The 16,466-nt window shown below is 70.4% G+C and carries 16 protein-coding genes; 4 read left to right on the top strand and 12 right to left on the bottom strand.

Features of this window, described 5'->3' with window-relative positions; genetic code table 11:
- Positions 1-51: 51 nt before the first annotated feature.
- Entirely contained in the window at positions 52-543 is a 492-nt protein-coding gene (locus QSK36_RS35485) for a heme-binding beta-barrel domain-containing protein (RefSeq protein WP_183534073.1), read from the bottom strand.
- A gap of 118 nt (positions 544-661) precedes the next feature.
- On the opposite strand from QSK36_RS35485, the gene QSK36_RS35480 reads away from it, so the two are divergent.
- Positions 662-1,024 (top strand): DsrE family protein, encoded by a 363-nt coding sequence (locus tag QSK36_RS35480; RefSeq protein WP_285785419.1) that lies wholly within the window; start codon positions 662-664, stop codon positions 1,022-1,024.
- A 40-nt stretch (positions 1,025-1,064) separates the two neighbouring features.
- Here the strand turns inward: QSK36_RS35480 and QSK36_RS35475 are convergent, their stop codons facing one another.
- From QSK36_RS35475 to QSK36_RS35460, 4 genes are all read right to left on the bottom strand, one after another.
- Complete coding sequence (locus QSK36_RS35475) at positions 1,065-1,772, bottom strand: type 1 glutamine amidotransferase (RefSeq protein ID WP_285785418.1); 708 nt, start codon at positions 1,770-1,772, stop codon at positions 1,065-1,067.
- A complete protein-coding gene (locus QSK36_RS35470; RefSeq protein ID WP_285785417.1) occupies positions 1,762-3,036 on the bottom strand; it encodes a MurT ligase domain-containing protein in 1,275 nt (424 codons plus the stop codon). The genes QSK36_RS35475 and QSK36_RS35470 overlap by 11 nt, the downstream gene beginning before the upstream one ends.
- A 28-nt stretch (positions 3,037-3,064) precedes the next feature.
- Positions 3,065-6,154 (bottom strand): ATP-binding protein, encoded by a 3,090-nt coding sequence (locus QSK36_RS35465; protein ID WP_183534067.1) that lies wholly within the window; start codon positions 6,152-6,154, stop codon positions 3,065-3,067.
- Positions 6,155-6,280: 126 nt separating this feature from the next.
- Entirely contained in the window at positions 6,281-8,203 is a 1,923-nt protein-coding gene (locus tag QSK36_RS35460) for a hypothetical protein (RefSeq protein ID WP_285785416.1), read from the bottom strand.
- A gap of 145 nt (positions 8,204-8,348) precedes the next feature.
- Between QSK36_RS35460 and QSK36_RS35455 the strand changes: the two genes are divergently transcribed.
- The 3 genes from QSK36_RS35455 to QSK36_RS35445 all read left to right on the top strand — a co-directional run bounded on the left by QSK36_RS35455 (position 8,349) and on the right by QSK36_RS35445 (position 10,593).
- The gene (locus QSK36_RS35455) at positions 8,349-9,008 is read left to right on the top strand and encodes a hypothetical protein (RefSeq protein ID WP_182902965.1); all 660 of its coding nucleotides are present in this window, start codon (positions 8,349-8,351) and stop codon (positions 9,006-9,008) included.
- The gene (locus tag QSK36_RS35450; protein ID WP_285785415.1) at positions 9,008-9,688 is read left to right on the top strand and encodes a DUF4352 domain-containing protein; all 681 of its coding nucleotides are present in this window, start codon (positions 9,008-9,010) and stop codon (positions 9,686-9,688) included. Before QSK36_RS35455 ends, QSK36_RS35450 begins: the two co-directional genes overlap by 1 nt.
- Before the next feature lie 386 nt (positions 9,689-10,074).
- Positions 10,075-10,593, top strand: a complete 519-nt coding sequence (locus tag QSK36_RS35445; RefSeq protein ID WP_182902967.1) for a hypothetical protein — start codon at positions 10,075-10,077, stop codon at positions 10,591-10,593.
- On the opposite strand, the gene QSK36_RS35440 is transcribed toward QSK36_RS35445, so the two are convergent.
- The 7 genes from QSK36_RS35440 to QSK36_RS35410 all read right to left on the bottom strand — a co-directional run bounded on the left by QSK36_RS35440 (position 10,547) and on the right by QSK36_RS35410 (position 16,447).
- Positions 10,547-11,887 carry a hypothetical protein gene (locus QSK36_RS35440; protein ID WP_182902968.1) on the bottom strand — a complete coding sequence of 447 codons (1,341 nt, stop codon included), beginning with the start codon at positions 11,885-11,887 and terminating at the stop codon, positions 10,547-10,549. The two genes, QSK36_RS35445 and QSK36_RS35440, sit on opposite strands and share 47 nt — an antisense overlap.
- An 880-nt stretch (positions 11,888-12,767) precedes the next feature.
- On the bottom strand, positions 12,768-13,070 hold the full coding sequence (locus QSK36_RS35435) for a DUF1416 domain-containing protein (RefSeq protein ID WP_139580708.1): 303 nt from the start codon (positions 13,068-13,070) through the stop codon (positions 12,768-12,770).
- A complete protein-coding gene (locus QSK36_RS35430) occupies positions 13,070-13,909 on the bottom strand; it encodes a sulfurtransferase (protein WP_183534055.1) in 840 nt (279 codons plus the stop codon). The genes QSK36_RS35435 and QSK36_RS35430 overlap by 1 nt, the downstream gene beginning before the upstream one ends.
- On the bottom strand, positions 13,906-14,316 hold the full coding sequence (locus tag QSK36_RS35425; protein WP_285785414.1) for a DUF4395 domain-containing protein: 411 nt from the start codon (positions 14,314-14,316) through the stop codon (positions 13,906-13,908). Before QSK36_RS35425 ends, QSK36_RS35430 begins: the two co-directional genes overlap by 4 nt.
- A 173-nt stretch (positions 14,317-14,489) precedes the next feature.
- Positions 14,490-14,855, bottom strand: a complete 366-nt coding sequence (locus tag QSK36_RS35420) for a TlpA family protein disulfide reductase (RefSeq protein ID WP_285785484.1) — start codon at positions 14,853-14,855, stop codon at positions 14,490-14,492.
- 138 nt (positions 14,856-14,993) lie between these two features.
- Positions 14,994-15,938: an anti-sigma factor family protein gene (locus tag QSK36_RS35415; RefSeq protein WP_285785413.1), complete on the bottom strand. Its 945-nt coding sequence runs from the start codon at positions 15,936-15,938 to the stop codon at positions 14,994-14,996.
- A complete protein-coding gene (locus QSK36_RS35410) occupies positions 15,935-16,447 on the bottom strand; it encodes a sigma-70 family RNA polymerase sigma factor (protein ID WP_285785412.1) in 513 nt (170 codons plus the stop codon). Before QSK36_RS35410 ends, QSK36_RS35415 begins: the two co-directional genes overlap by 4 nt.
- Positions 16,448-16,466: the final 19 nt, after the last annotated feature.

Raw genomic sequence — 16,466 nt, 5'->3', positions numbered from 1 at the left:
CCGGCCCGCCTCTTCAGGAGGCGGAGCGCGCCCGGGGTTCTTTCTTTTCTTCTACTCGTCGAAGTCGCCGACCCGCTTGAGCTCCGCCGAGGCGTGCGACTGCAGCGGGTGCCCCATCGCCGCCATGTCGTAGGCGTACATGAGGTTGCCGTTGACCAGGCCGTAGAGCCGGTGGCCCGCGTTGTAGTCCTTGGCCGTCGTGGTTCGCGCGACCACGTCCGTACGCAGCTCGATCTTGTGGAAGACGACCTCCCCCACGTAGATCTCCACGATGCCGGTCGGGTGCGCGAGGCACACCTCGATCTGGCGCTCGGGCTGGATCCGCCAGAACCCCGTCTCGGTGGACAGAGGCCGGACCTTGTTGCCCTCGGCGTCGAGCAGCCACGTGCGGCTCTGATAGGTCAGGAACGGCTTCCCGTTGTGCCCGAAGACGATCTCCTGGCCGAAGTTGGCGCTCTCCATGGTGGGATAGCCGATCACCCCGGCCCCCTCCCAGCGGCCCAGGAGGAAGGCGATCGGCTCGAGGTCGGGATGTACGTCCATGGAGACGAGCTTAGAGGCGCGCGAGCGGCCCCTCGCACCACGCGCGGCATGCGCCGATTGCCCAACTTGTACGGCACGCGGAGGCGCGCCGGCGACCCCGGCGGACTAGGCTCGCAGCATGGCACGATCACTGGTCATCAAGGTCACGGCCGGGGCGGACGCCCCGGAGCGTTGCAACCAGGCGTTCACGGTGGCGGCGGCCGCGCTGGCGAGCGGTGTCCCGGTCTCGCTGTGGCTGACCGGCGAGTCCTCCTGGTTCGCGCTGCCGGGACGGGCCAAGGAGTTCACCCTGGCCGAGGCCGCCCCGCTGGAGGACCTGCTCGAAGCCGTGCTCGCCGCGGGTAGGGTCACGCTGTGCACCCAGTGCGCCGCCCGCCGGGGCATCACCGTGGACGACGTGATCGACGGCGTGCGCATCGCCGGGGCCTCCACGTTCGTCGAGGAGGCCCTGGGCGAGGGCGTGCAGGCGTTGATCTACTGACCGGCCAGCAGCTACTGACCGGCCAGGATCTACCGAGCGGTCAGCTCGGCAGCACCGCGCGCAGCCGTTCGTCGCGCAGCGCCTGATACCAGCTGTCGTCGATCGGGGGCAGCGGTCCCGTCACCCAGCTCAGCAGCAGGTCGGCGAGCGCGGGGTTGCGGGCGAGCGCCGGCCCGTGCAGGTAGGTGCCGATGACACGGCCCGCGTAGCAGCCCTCCGTGCCGTCGCCGTTGCCGGTGCCGACGAGGGTCCGCGACAGCGGGCGCACGCCGGGGCCGAGCCTGGTCACGCCCATGTGGTTCTCGAAGCCCGTCAGCGTGGGCAGCCCCAGCGCGGGGTCCACCTCGGCGGCCAGCTCGCCGACCGCGCGCCGCTCGCCCCGCCCCGAGCTGATGTCCAGCAGCCCGATGCCGGGCACCGGCTGCCCTTCCTCGCCGCCGAACACCGTGCCCATGATCTGGTAGCCGGCGCAGACCGCCAGCATGGCCGCGCCGCGCTGGATCGCGGCGTGCAGGCCGCCGTCGCGGCGCAGCCGCTCGGCCCCGAGGATCTGCGGCCGGTCCTCGCCGCCGCCGATCAGGTAGACGTCGCCCTGCTGCGGCACGGGGTCGGACGACCGTACGTGGATGGTCCTGGTCGCGATGCCCCGGGCCTGGGCCCGCTGCTCCAGCACCAGGACGTTGCCCTGGTCCCCGTACGTGCTGAGGAGGTCGGGATAGATCCAGACGATGGACAATTCAGACTGCACGGCCGAACTCCGCTCGGATCTGCTGGAACGCGGTGTAGTTGGCGATCACGTCGATATTGCCGGGCGCGAGGAGGGCCACCGCCTGCTCGAACGAGTCGCAGAGCTGGAAGGGCACCCCGGCCACGGCCAGCCGCAGCGCGAGGTCGAGGCGGCGCTCACCGGTGACGAGGACGGGCCTGCCGCGCAGGATACGGTAGTCGACGTCCCACAGCCAGGAGGTGTCGCGGCCGTCCGGCCCCTGCGCGTTCACCGACAGGACGATCGGCAGCGCCGGGTCGGCGACGTCGAACGCCTCCAGCCAGCCCGCCGGGTTCTTGGCCAGCAGCAGCCGCAGCGACCGGCCGTCCCGCTCGACGGTCGTGTAGCGCCCGGCGACGGAGGCGACCGTACGCAGCCTGGGCAGCGCCCGGGCGGGGTCGAGGCCGAGGGTCTCGGCGACCGCCAGCGCCACGGCGGCGTTCGCCCGGTTGGCCTGGCCGGGTAGCTGGAGGTCCAGGCGCCAGTGCTGACCCCGGGGGTCGGTCACGTACTCCCCGTCGAGCACCCAGCTGGGCTCGGGCCGGTGGAAGGTGCACTCTCGGCACGCCCAGTTGGTGTCGGCGATCTGCACCGGGGTGAGGCTCTGCCCGCCGTTGCCGAACCCGGCGCGGTCGAGCGGGCCGCCGCACTCGGGGCAGCACCAGGAGTCCTCGCGCCAGCGCTGCCCCGCCGCCACCCAGGTGACCCGGGCGGCGGTGGACGCGCCCCAGGCGACCAGCGGGTCGTCGCAGTTGGCGATCACGTGCGCGGGCCTGCCCGCGAGGGCGCGGCGCCACTTCTGGGCCAGCAGCCAGATCTCGGCCGCCCGGTCCATCTGGTCGCGGCTCAGGTTCATGAGGCAGACGATGCCGGCGTTGGTCGTGTCGAGGACCTCGGGAAGGTACTTCTCGTCGACCTCCAGCACGCCGTACGGCGCGTCCTTGTTGGACGCGAGCGCCGACACGTGCCCGGCGGGCATGTTGGCGCCGAAGGCGTTCGTCGCCACATCGCCGAACTCCTGCAGCGCCGAGGTGATCAGACGCGTCGTCGTGGTCTTGCCGTTCGTCGCGCTGACCAGGACGAGCTTGCGGTCGGCCGCGAGCTTGCGCAGCAGGTCGGGCTCCAGCATGAGGCCGACCCTGCCGCCGATCACCGAGCCGTCGCCACGCCCGGTGGCCCTGGACAGCGTCGCGGCCGTACGGCCCAGGGCGCTGGCGAGCTGCGCCCGCAACGGAAGCTGACTCATGCCGCGATCCTAGTCGGCCGCGCGGAGGTCACGATCCGAAGGAGAGCTCCGCGGGGGTGTCGCCGTCGAACGGCAGGACGAACCGGCGGGGCCAGGACAGCACGGTCTCCAGCCAGCCCGCGCTCATCGTCTGGGCCACGTATTTGACCCGCTCGCGCGGCTCCACCCCGATGGCGACCGTCGTCACGTCGCGCTGGATGCCCTCGTGCTCGTCGTCGCCCAGGATGACCCGCCACGCCAGGGCGCGGTTGCGGTCCACCTCCATCGACAGTGGGTGGTGGCGCAGCGCCTTGGCACGGTGGCCGAGCAGCTCGGTGCGCACGCCGACCGCGACCCCGCCCTCGGCCGGCTCGGCGCCGTTGACCCCCTGGTGCGGGTACGGCCGACCGGCGGGGTCGGTGCCGAACAGCGGATACTCCATCGCCGGGGCCGGGCTGCGCAGGTTGGGCGCGGGATGCCCGAACGGGAACAGCCTGTCCACCTCGTGCAGCCAGCGGACCTGCGGGATCACCCAGGCCGCGCCCGGCCGCTCGCCCGCCCGCATCGGCGGCTCGCTCTCCCCACCGTCCGCCTGACCCGCCGCCAGCAGCCCGGCGGCGACCTCGGCGGCCTTCTCCGTGAGCAGCGCGGGGTCGAACCACGTCCGCAGCGACCAGGCGCGGCGCGCGACCGACCGCTCGACCAGCGTGGCCAGCAGGCACTCGCGCCGCTTGGCCGGCAGCTCCGCCCAGATGTCGGCGAGCACGCGCGGCACGCCCGGCAGCGACCGGTTCGTCACGAACGCCAGGACGACCGTGTCGGTCCAGATCCGCAGCCACGCCCACTCCGGGGCCACCGCGAGCAGGTCGGCCTCGCGCAGCTCGACCAGCGTGCACGCCTTCCCCGTACGGCACTCGCGCCCGCAGGCGGCCGAGCGGCGCCCGCAGATCGGCGGCACCGGGCCGAGCGTCTCGCGCTCGCGGTCCTCGCCCAGCGGCACCCGGACGCGCAGCGGGCGGTCCATGCCGTCGGCGAACACGGCGGCGAAGCCCGGCTGGAGGGACACCACCTGGCGCGACTGGTCCTCGCTCAGGTTCATGGCCGCGCCGACGAGCGCGCGGTCGTCCTCGGCCGGGAGCCGGTGCACGACCTTGAGCGCGGTGTTCTTCACCACGTCGGAGACGAGCTTGGTGGGGATCTGCTCGGCCACGATGATGCCCTCGCCGTACGCCCTGATCTCGGCGAGCATCCCGGCCAGCAACTCGACGGCGTGTGTGGAGGCCCGCTGGGAGCCCCGGTCGCGCAGCAGCCGGTGGGCCTCCTCGATGACGATGACGTGCCGCAGGCCGCCGACGCCGTCCTCGGCCCGCGGTTCCGAGCGGGCGCGCATCCGCAGGTGCTCGACGATGCGGATGATGAGCGTGCCCATGAGGAACGCCTTGTCCTCGTCGTTGGCCACGTCCTCGATCGCGAGCACGACGTTGCGCTGGAGCAGGCCGCCGATGTCGGCCGGGTGGCCGCCCTCGAAGAACCGGCCCGCGCTGCCCACGCGAAGGCTGCGCAGGCGCAGGCTGATGAAGCCCTCGACGTCGGCCTGGACCTCGTTGCCGTACCCGATCTCCTGGATGACCTCGAGCGCGTGCTGCTGGAGCTGCTCCAGGGTCGGTACGGCCGGCTGCACGGCGGCCCCCGGGATGCCGCCCCCGGTGACCACGTCCCAGCCGTTGGCCTCGTAGACGCGCTGCAACGCCAGCGACATGATCTGCGGGAACGGCTCCTCGGCGTCGAACGCCGCCATGAACAGCGCCCTGACCATGTCGATGTGGGCCTGCACGGGGTAGCCGGGCTCGGGCGCGAGCGGGTTGACGCTGATCGGCACGTTGTCGGGCGCCGAGGGGTTGATGACGGTCAGCGGCGCCAGGTGCTCGACCCGGCCGGCCATCGCGGCGTACTCCGACTTGGCCGGCTCGATCGCCAGCCACGGGATGCCCGCCTTGGTGAGCTGCTCAAGCAGGTGACGCACGGTCTGCGACTTGCCCGAGCCGGTGGCGCCGGTGACGAAGGCGTGGCGGTTCAGCGTGGCCAGCGGCACCCGGAACGTTCCGACGGCGCGGTCCTGCCCGTCGACGATCGCGCCGAGGTCGACGGTCTCCGCGGAGCCCTCGACCTCGGCCTCGCTCGTCACGTCGAAGAAGCCCGCGTCGAGCACCCGGACCCCCGGCACCTCACGGCGCGGCAGCCCGGCGAGCGCGGCGAGCGCCCCGGCCGTCGCCGCGAACGGCGCCGCCGCACCGTCGGCCGAATCCTGCAGGTTGACGGCCAGCGCCTCGCTGAAGCCGTACACCGACTCGCAGGTGCCGTCGCCGGTCAGGGCGGGCAGCGACATCGCGCTGCGCAGCCGGTAGGGGTGGTGACTCATCTCCACCGAGCCGACCAGCACCGGAGCGATCTGGCGCAGCTCGTCGGGGCCGGCCGCGCCGGCGAGCACCCGGACGTTCCACAGTCCGGCCTCGCGGAAGGCGTCCAGCTCCTGCATTCTGCGCTCGGCCCGTTCGGCGTCGAAGCGCGACCGCTCCGAGGCGTCGCCGTACTGGCGCAGCACGTTGAGCTGGGTGCGCAGGTGGGCCACCTCGGCGTCGAGCAGGTCGGTCGGCTCGGCGACCACCACCCACGCGAACGGCCGGGACATGAGCGTGACCAGCGTCGACTCGAACAGCGTGGGCCGCTTGGGCTCGTCGGGCTCCGGCTCGCGCCTGCCGTAGAGCGGCGGGGCCTGACGGCCCGGACACGGCGTCCAGACGAGGTCGGCGAGGTCGGCCAGCCACTCGTCGCCGATCTCCACGCCGCGCGCGCCGCCGGGGAACAGCAGCGGCTGCGGGCCGGTGACCGGCGGCTCCGGCGTGGACGCCGCCCGCTTCGGCGGCTTGGGCGGCGTGAGCGGTCCCGCGTTGGTGATGAGCTCCAGCGGCGCACCCGAACCCCGCGACAGCCAGCCGATGACGAACGGCCGGTTGCGCTGCGCGGCGGACAGGACCGCGGGGAGCACCGTGACGAAGTCCCACTCCGCGGACGAACTACGCGATGGGGCGGTGATCGCCTGAATCCGGTACCACGGCCCGCTCAGGGGAAACGGCTGCATCAGACCCCTCAGGTGACGACGAACAGGGGAGAGACTCCTTCAACGATCACGCCCGCACACCCCGGTTGACGATGCCCTTACCGACAGCGGACGGTGTCATGGGCGCGTACGACGTTTCGGGAGCGGTCATGGCCGCTTGCGCCAGTCGAGGCGGGGCGGCGGCGGACCGAGGTTCGGGGGTACTTCGGGCAGCACAGGCTCCTCCGGCTCCGGCTCGGGCTCCGGGGGCGCGAGGGCGGCCCTCCGGATCTCCTCGAACTCTCCCAGCGTCGTCTTGGGGAAGGTGAGTATCGCCGGATTCGCGTCCGCCAGGCGCACCTGGCGGCCCTCCGCCGTCGAGTAGGTGATGATCACGGAGGTCGTGGGAAGCTGCTGGAGCTGGTGCGGCTCGACCAGGAACTCCCGCGACCGCTGCAGGACCCCGTCGGCGACCATGGGCGCGCGCCGTCCCCACTCGGTCGACTCGGTGATGTCCTCCCGCAGGTCGCCCTCGCTCTTGTCCTCCCCCTCCGTGCGGCTCTCGCCGACGGTGGAGGTGTAGAAGCCGCTCGGACCGTTGACCGCCGAGCTGAACGTCTCGGTGAGCTGGGCGAGCTCCAGGCGGTGCTCGGTGCCGACGTGCTCGCTGGCCACCCGGGCGTCCTCGGCGTTGCCCAGGCGCATGAACGCGACCGCCGCGTGTCCCCGGCCGAGCCGCTCCCGCACGGTCGGGGTGAGGCTGCGATAGGTCAGCACGAGCCCGGTGCGCGAGGTCTCGCAGGCGTCCATGAGCCGGTCGAGCACGTCGCCGCGCAGCTTGTCCGCGCCCGCCACGATGATCGTGTGATACCAGGGCCGCTCACTGGCCGGCGACTGACGCAGGATGTGCGTGAGCGCGGTCGCGACGTAGGTCCCGAGCACCCGGTTGCCGAAGACCCCCGCCTGCCGGTCCATGCTGACGACCCGCAGCCGCGCGGGCGGCAGCTGTACGGCCTGCGAGCCCAGCGTCTCCAGCTTGCGCAGCTGCGATTCCATCGCCCAGGCCCGCTCGATGACCACCCGGTCGGCCACGCCCCGGCCGAACAGCGTGCCGATGCGTTCGAGCTGCGACGCCGTGAGCAGGCCGCCCTTCATGTCGTCGCGCGGGTCGCCCACCTGTGCGAGTGCCCGCAGGGCGGCGGTGACCTGGCTGATCGTCGCGTTCTCGCCCAGGACCTCGAGCACGCGCTCCAGGATCGCGTTGTCGAAGCCGATGTCCCTGCTGGTCTCCTCGCTGACGCTCACCACGTGGGCGAGCACGTCGGCGAACGCCTCGGGCTTGAGCGTCGCGCCCAGGTCGAGCCGGGGCAGGTCCACCGGGAGCACCCAGACGAGCGGGTCGTCCCCGCCCCTGCGCGCCAGCTCGATCAGGTCCTTGGCGATCGCGCCCTCCGACAGGTCGAGCACGGTCAGGTGGCCGCCGCTGTAGAGCCGGGTCGCGCCGATCAGCGTGACCAGCGCCGACCAGCCGGTCAGCGTGCCCCCGGCCACGTCGACCCGGTCGATGTCGTCGGGCACGGCCACGGCATACCAGGTGATCTGCCTGTCGAAGCGGTTCTTCTTCTCGGCCCAGTCGCGGTATTTCGCGGCGTGTTCCTCCTGGGCCGTGACGATCTCCCGCTGGCGGCGCTCCTGCTCCCGCAGCGCCTTGCGGCGGCGCTCGTCCAGCCGCTCGTTGACCGTACGGTCGCCCTGCCGGATGGCGTAGGTGCAGATGGCGGCCACGCCGCCCGCTGCGACCAGGCCCAGCATCACGAACGACCAGGTGAGCAGGCCGGTCACGCCGAGGACGAGGATCCCCGCGGCCACCACGGCCATGAACGTACGGAAGATCCTGACGGGACGGTTGAGCAGATCCTTCTGGAGCCGCTCCCGGTGGATCCACTCGGTGTCCGCCGGAGGCTCGGTGACGTCCTCCCTGGCCGGTCGCTTGGGCGGCGGCCCGGGATCCGGGTACAGCAGCGCGTACTGCCAGCCCAGGTAGATCCGATCCGCCTGCAACTGGGCATGCTCGGGGTGCGGGTCGCCCACAGGCCCTCCATGTCCGCCTCGGTCACAGCGTAGGAGCTGGAAGCCCTGTCAGGGCGGGCTTCTCGCCATTCGGACGCATTTCCGCGCGGGGGGTCGAACCATTGCGACCAATGGGGCAACTGTGGTCGTACTACCATCGCTTGCCATGACGTCATCCCCCAATGGCGCCCGTCGACGACGCCCGGTCCTCGTCCCGGTCGCTCTCGCGCTGGCCGTGGTGGTCATCGGCGTCACGGCCGCCTTCGGCGGTCTCAAGGACGCCCCGGACGCGCCCCCGCCGACGGTCTCGCCCGGGGACACCATCGACCAGGGGCAGTTCCACACCCAGTTCATCAAGGCGATCGACACCACCGAGAAGGGCGACTTCGACACCACGAAGCGCTATCTGGAGCTCGTCCTCAAGGTCACCAACATGGGCGAGAAGACCGCTTCGGTCGGCGTGATGCCCGAACCGGGCAAGGGCTTCTACCGGAGCACGTCCTTCGCCAGCTCCCTGCTGCGGACCCGTCCCGAGATCAAGACCAAGTACGGCCCCCAGGTCTCCGTGCTCAGCCTCGGCGTCGAGAGCCACCAGCTGCATCCCGGAATCACCACCACGGTCGTGGTGAAGTACGAGCTCGAGCCCACCGCGACCGCGCCCCCGGAGATCAGCCTCGATGTGGGCTCGTTCGTGTACGAGGAGCTCGGCCTGCGCGACCAGACCCATGACTGGTGGCTCGCCGGCGAGTACGAAGACAACGACGGCCCGTATGTGCCCGATGTCGCCGCGCAGATCACCCTTCCCGTTCGGAAGGAGAGCAGCTGATGGCGGTTACGCAGAGGGAGACGACCCGCACCGCAGGGCGCGCGACGCGTAAGAAGCTGCCACGGCGCGGTGTGGGGCGGCGGATCGCCACCGGAGCGGCCGGGATCGTGCTCGCGGCCGCGGCGGTCTACGCACAGCAGAACTTCACGATGTCCTACGAACAACGCACCTCGTTCCTGACTTACAAGGGCGGGATCGGCGAGACGGTGGAGACCAACCGCTTCACGGTGAAGGTCAACTCGGTGAGTGCGGCCCACGCCGTGGACACGGTCGACTTCTCCAACAAGGTGACCAAAGTCGAGACGAGCAACCTCTTCCTCCTGATCGACGTCTCCGCCACCACCGCCCGCGAGCCGGTACGGCTGAGCCCCTTCGCGCCTCCGATGCTGCTGACCGCGGACGGCCGCCGGTACAGGCCGACGGACAAGGTGAGCGACTCCCTGACGCTGTACAACAAGTGGCTGCAGCCGGGGTTCTGGTCGAGTGGCGTGCTCATCTACGAGATGCCGACGGATGCCGTGCCGGGAGCCCGCCTGGTCTTCAATCCGGACACGGGCGGGGCTCTCGTGGACAGCCTCTCCCCCGAGGCGGAGATCGACCTCGGGCTGTCCGGCAGCGCCGCCACACGCTTGATCTCGCAGGCGGAGGACTACCACTCACTGGTGAGCAAGAGCGGATGACCGAGACGCCCATGGACGGAATCCCCCCGAGGAACGGCCCGGACTCCCGGGACTGGTTCGCTCCCCCGGCCGAGCAGCCCTCTGACATCACCTACAGCGGCCCACTGCCCCGGCCCATGCCGACGGCGCCGCCCGCCGTGCCCATCCCCGGCACCCTGAAGCCGCCGACGGATTTGCGAGTGTGGCCTCCCCTGGAGCCCGAGGGGGAGGAGATATCGACACAGCCCTTCCCCGCCCTCCGGACGAACCGGAAACCTCCGCCGCCTCCTACGGCGCCCCCGCCGGTCGCTCCCCCTTCCGCTGAGCCTTCCAGCGAGCCCGCCGCTAAGCCGCCCATACGGGCCAGGCGAACCGGCCTCCTTGTCGGGGGAACCGTGCTCTCCGTCGTGCTCGTCGTCGCCGTCCCCTCCTGGTTCGGCTATCGCGCCTACGACATGTTGCAGCCGCATGACGTCGTCCACGTCGTCTCGGCGGGACAGGCGGGCGTATGGCAGCACGTGTCGTGGCGCGTGAGCGTAGAGAAGGTCAACGACCCCACTGGCAAGCCGGAGCGATCCGACCGCCAGTGGTTGAAGGTGCTGGCGACCAGGACCGCGCTCGACGCCGAGGGCGCCATTCGTCATGGAGCGCCGGCGGAGGTCAAGTTCACCGACCGAGCCGGGCGCACGTGGCAGGTGGAGAAGGTCAACGACGAGACGCCCCCCGACGTAAAGGAGAACAAGGTCGGCACGCCGTACCGGCTGGAGCTGATGGGCGTGGTCCCGCGTTCCGTGGCCGACGAAGTCGAGGTCGTCCTGCGGCCGAGCAGTTACCGGGACGTGCCCGGCCAGTCAGCCGAGGACTTCATGAAGGACGCCGTCAACTCGACGGAGAAGGACGATCAGGTTCTGAGGTTTCGCCGTTGAGGGGCATCCGGCCCTGCAACCGGGAACGGGTCGCCGCCAGATCGAAGGTGGCGGCGACCAGGCACATGGTCACCACTGTGACGACGAGGTCCTTCACGTAGCCGACCGGCTCGGTCGTCACCAACCAGAAGTACGGCGTGTCGCTCGCCAACAGGTAGTCTCCCGCCCTGCCCAGGTAGTCGCCGCCGATGTGGAGGCCGACGTAGCACAGGGCGAACAGCCCGAACAGCGGGGCGCCGCCGCGCACTGTCAGGCGCAGGGAGTTGAGCAGGGGTATCCACCGGGCGGTCCAGCCGGCGCTGAGCTTGGCCAGTGCCCGCCGCGTCCAGTCATGCGTGCGCTCCAGGTGGACCGCCGCCTGTTCCAGCCGGGTGCCCCTGATAGTGGTCTGGGTGTCCTCCGCGTACGCGCCGTAGACGAGGATGCCGACGGTCAGCCAGGCCAGCGGGACGGCGAGCGCGTCGATCACGTACGGCCAGATATCGCCGACCCACCCCCAGAACTCCTGCCAACCCGGAACTCTCGCTTCCGCATTAGCCGCGAAGTCGTGCCAGGCGGCGACCGCGGTCCGCCCGCCGATCCAGTCGGAGCGCGCCCCCACGGCGGCCGCCAGAGCGTTGAGTCCATAGAACGCGAACGCGAGCTCGGCGAATGTCGCCATGATCCCGGAGAAGCGTCCGTTGCCGGCCTCATGGCGGCGGCCGAAGTACAACTTGAGCAGGTAGGCGACGGCCATCGTCACCAGGGAGACCTTCGAATCGAGATTGACGAGCCCTAGCATCACCCCGCTCTTTTCGCCCTTCACCGCGTCGTCGAAGAGCTGAGTCGGCGCCCTGAGCAGATCCATGTTCATGAAGCCCCGAACGTCCTCAAGGACGAAGCCCCATGTCGTGTAAATGCCGGCGAAGACCAGCGCGGTCCGGTTGAGCGCGTTCAGCAGGCTCTCCTTGGCCTCGCCGCCCGCGCGCCTGGCCTGAGTCTCCAGAAGCGCCTCGCGGATGACGTACAGCATGCCCACGGTCGTGGCGAGCGACGTCATCACGACGAGCGTGAAGAGGAACATCACCACGACGAGGCGGGCCTGATACCACGAGCCGTGCGAGATGGTCGCGGCCAGCAGGAGCAGCGCCCAGCGCACGAGCCGTCCGGCGGAGAACCAGAGGATCAGTGGCAGGGCGCACTTCGCGAGGATCCGCAGAGCGTTCAGCGGCAGCGCGTAGGGCGACAGCGCCCAGGAGGCCCGCCGCGGCGCGGCATCCTGGCGAGGGGCGGCAAGTGCGGACGTTCCGGACACCTGCCGCATGCTATCGGAAGTCACTACGGCCCGACCTACGCATGCCTGAGGCATGAGCCAGGCGGATACCACAAAAGGAGGAAAGGCCGCCACATTTATGGCGACCCTTCCACTAATTGCGCAACTCAGAGGCCGAATGCCGCAGCCATGGCCTGATCGACACGCCGCGTGTTGGCCCAGGCCTCACAACCGGCATTAAGCATGGCACGGAGGAAGCTGTCCGGATATGAGGCATACTGGTGAGTAGGTTGCCAAGGGTCCTGTTGCAGCAGGGAACGGAAGTCCCTCACATCGGCGGTCGAAACACCCCCACTGCACGTAGACGACCAGAAGCTTGAGTTGTATGTAGCGTAATCAGCATGGGCCGGCTGGGCGCCCAGGGCTACGGCACCGACTATCCCCAGCGCCGCCAATCCCAGCCTCTTGGATTTCCGCACGTATCCGCCCTCTCTACTCGGCTGATCTTGCATGTCGATCATGACTCATACAACTCAAATATGTCAAGATTTGCAGATCATGAAACATCGCCACATTGGACATCATCTCGTCCTATAACACAAGTCCGCCCTAATCGCTAACTTAGAATTCCAATCGGTCATCATGACCGATCTTACGGAAGACCTTAATTCACCATTTTCCTGTGTCCAGAACCGGTGATGTCGCGAATGAGGCCGGTAACGTCGTTCAGTCGACCAGGACTTAGGCGGCATATGGGAAGCCAGGGCCGCACGGGAGCAATCGACCGTTCACGTAGGCAGCGCAGGCGGCACCCGCCGCAGGTGTCAAGGTCTTTGTGCTCGGCGAGGTTCTCCTGTGAAAAGACCGAGGGCCGGTGCTCTCCCTGACGGGAGGCACCGGCCCTCGGGTGCGAGAAGGCGAATCAGACGGTGACCGAGAGCTGGGCGACCTCGCCGAGCTTGGCCTCGACGGGTACGTCCTTGGTGACGCCGCCGCCGGCGATGATGCGGACGGTCCACTGGCCGGGCGCGGCGAAGAAGCGGAAGACGCCCTCGTCGGAGACGACGACCTCGCCGGTGAACTCGCCGCTGTGGTCCAGCAGACGGGCGTACGCCGTGCCGGCGCCGGTGACGACGCCCTGGATCACGGCCTGGTTGGACAGGTCGATGCCGGCCGGCAGCGCGACGGTCTGCTCAGGAGCAGCGCAACCCTGTGTGGTGGTCATCAGCGGGCCTCCCCCAGCTCGATCGGCACGCCCACGAGCGAGCCGTACTCGGTCCACGAACCGTCGTAGTTCTTGACGTTGGGCTGGTCGAGCAGCTCGTGCAGCACGAACCAGGTGTGCGCGGAGCGCTCGCCGATGCGGCAGTAGGCGATGGTGTCCTTGGAGAGGTCCACGCCGGCTCCCGAGTAGAGCTCGCGGAGCTCGTCGTCGGAGCGGAAGGTGCCGTCGTCGTTGGCCGCCTTCGACCACGGGATGTTGCGGGCGGTGGGCACGTGGCCGCCGCGCTGCGCCTGCTCCTGCGGCAGGTGGGCCGGGGCGAGCAGCTTGCCGGTGAACTCGTCGGGCGAGCGGACGTCGACCAGGTTCTGCTTGCCGATCGCGGCGACGACGTCGTCACGGAAGGCGCGGATGTCGTTGTCGGGCTCCGTGGCCGCGTACTGGGTGGCCGGCCGCTCCACGACGTCCTTCACCAGCTCGCGGGACTCCAGCTCCCACTTCTTGCGCCCGCCGTCGAGCAGCTTGACGTTCTCGTGGCCGTAGACCTTGAAGTACCAGTAGGCGTAGGCGGCGAACCAGTTGTTGTTGCCGCCGTACAGGACGACAGTGTCGTCGTTGGCGATGCCGCGCGACGACAGCAGCGCCTCGAAGCCGGCCTTGTCGACGAAGTCGCGGCGGACCGGGTCCTGAAGGTCGGTCCTCCAGTCGATCTTCACGGCACCGCGGATGTGACCCTTGTCGTAGGCGCTGGTGTCCTCGTCGACCTCGACGAGCACGACACCTGGCGTGTCGAGGTTGGCCTCGACCCAGTCGGCGTCCACCAGAACGGCGGAGCGGCTCATTGGATTCTCCCAGGTTGTAGACGGCGTATGAGCAGGTACGTTTCGCAGCCCAGGCAGAAGCCGAACGCTGCGTTGAGGAAGGCGGCCAGCAGTGCCGCTGCTGTCGCACCCAAGGCCAGTGCGGTGATCCCCGCCGCGAACCCGATCAGTCCCACCATCGCGAACCCCAGCCCGACGGCCTGCGCGAACCGCGGCGGCGCCGCGTCCTCCGTCTCGACCGGCGGCCCCAGCCGCGGCCGCACGAACCGGCGGAAGACCAGCCCGTACGGCGACGCGTCAGCGGCGCCGAGCGCGAAGACGATCGCCTGCGCGGCGAGCAACCAGGGATTCTGCGTGACCAGTACGACCGCGAGGACCACGCTGGTCACGGCCGCGCCGAAACGCGGGCCACGAGGGTCGATCTGCATCGTGGGGATGCTCCTGAAGGATTCTTGGAACGCGGCACGAAGCCGCAGGAATCACCCTCAGGCCATGCGACAGAGCGAGGTCGCGACGCGGCAGAAGTCCACCGCGCGCCGCTTCGTGAGCAGCTCTGTCGTGGGAGTCATGACCACGACAGTACCTTCCGTCTCGGCATCTGTCACACCTTGTCCGATGGCTGAGACGGCCCGTGAGACGCGCCGTCCACGGCCGCGCCGAGCGCGACGATGACGTCGGCCTTGCGCGGCTGGCCGGACGCCCTCTTCACCACGTTGCCCGCCCCGTCGAGGACGAGCACGGTCGGGGTGCGCAGGACGTCGAAGCGCCTGACCAGATCGAGGCGCGACTCCGCGTCGATCTCCACGTGCCGGACGCCGGGGACCATGCCGGCCACCTCGCCCAGGATCCGGCGGGTCGCCCGGCAGGGCTGGCAGAACGCGCTCGAGAACTGCACCAGTGTGGCGCGCTCGCCGAGGTCGGCGCCGAGATCACCACTCGTCACCGGGGCGTGTTCCACGACCCGCATCCTTCCGTCGCGCCGTCTCAGGACCAGCCCGAGGACCACGCCCAGGACGAGCGTGGCCATGAGGGTCGCGATCCCTGCCATCACCGTCTGCAACCGTACGCCCGGTGCGGCTGATTCCCCCGCCGGGTCACGGCGAGGTCACAGCCTGGCGGTCACCAGGACGCGGCCGCCCGAGTCGGCGAGCTCGATCCGGTCGATCTGGCCGGGGCGCAGCGCCGTCGAGCCTTCGAGGACCATCTTCTGACCGCGGTACTCGCCTCTGCCCACGGTCCAGCTGCCGAGGGTCGAGACCGTGCCGTCCTTGGCGACCGCGCGCAACGTGCAGACCGTGCCCGCCGGGACTCCCGCGACCCTGGCGACGACCTGCGTCCCGCCGTCGTGCGGCACAAGCCGCACGACGATTCGTACGTCGCCGCTGCTCCCGCGTGCCTCCGACGGCACGGGCGACGCCGTGACGGTCGCTTCGGCGCGCGACGGCTCGACCTTTCTCGCCACCGCCCCCTTTGACGACGCGGCCGAGGGCGCGGGCGACGCCGGGGCGACGAGCAGCTCCGGCGGCGCCTGCGTGCCCGCCGCGTCGGCCTGGCCCGGCTGATCCTGCGCCGCCTGGGCTGGGGCCGCCTTACCTTGGGCCGCGCGGCTCGCCTGGTCCGGGGCCGCGGCGACCGACCCCACTGTCGTGCTCTCCGAAGCCTTCTGCGCCACCGACACCCACGCCGTGCCTCCCACGGCCGCGACGACGACGGATGCGGCGAGCGCCAGCAGCACGCGGGACCGGCGCCCACGCCGGGCGGACGCCACGACCGGGGGCGCGACCGTCCCGTCCGCACCCGCGGCCGTATCCGCATTCGCGAGAACATCCGCGAAGACGCCGTCGAGCACGGCCCGCGGCGGCGCGGCGGCGCGCTCGATGTCCTCGGCCGACACGCGCGCCAGCAGCGGCGGCAGCCCGGACAGCTCGGCCAGCTCCGCCCGGCAGGCCGCGCAGTTCTCCAGGTGGGCCTCGACCTCGGCGGTCTCCTCGGCGTCGAGCGCCCCCAGCACGTACGCTCCGAGCGAGATCCGCACCTCCTCGCAGGTCATGGTGCCAGCCCCCGTTCCTCCAGGGCGAGCTTCAGCGCCCGGAGGGCGTAGTAGGTCCGCGACTTCACCGTTCCCTGCGGGATGCCGAGGATCTCCGACGCCTCCTTCACCGATCTCCCCCGGTAGTACGTCTCCAGGAGCACCTCGCGGTGCTCCGCCCTGAGGGAGGCCAGCGCCTCCGCCACTCCCCACGACTCCACGGCCCGTTCCAGCTCGTCGTCGGCGGGCAGCACGGCGAGCGCCTCGTCCCCCGTCTCCTGCGGCCTGGACTTGCGGGCGCGGTGCTGATCGACGACGAGATTGCGGGCGACGGTGAACAGCCACGCGCGAACCGGGCGTCCCTGGAGCCCGGAGGGATGCCGCCAGGCCCGAAGCAGCGTCTCCTGCACCACGTCCTCCGCCCTGCCCGGATCACCGGTCAACCGCAGCACGTAGCCGTACAGCGGCCCTCCGTGATCCTCCCAAAGTGCGCGTATGAGCTCCTCGTCGGCGGTTCCGGCTGGACTCACACCCTCATCACGTACGCCG

The organism is Microbispora sp. NBRC 16548 (assembly GCF_030268985.1).
GTDB lineage: Bacteria > Actinomycetota > Actinomycetes > Streptosporangiales > Streptosporangiaceae > Microbispora > Microbispora catharanthi.
The sequence above is the reverse complement of the archived record's forward strand: the minus strand, read 5'-3'. Positions and strand labels throughout refer to the sequence as shown.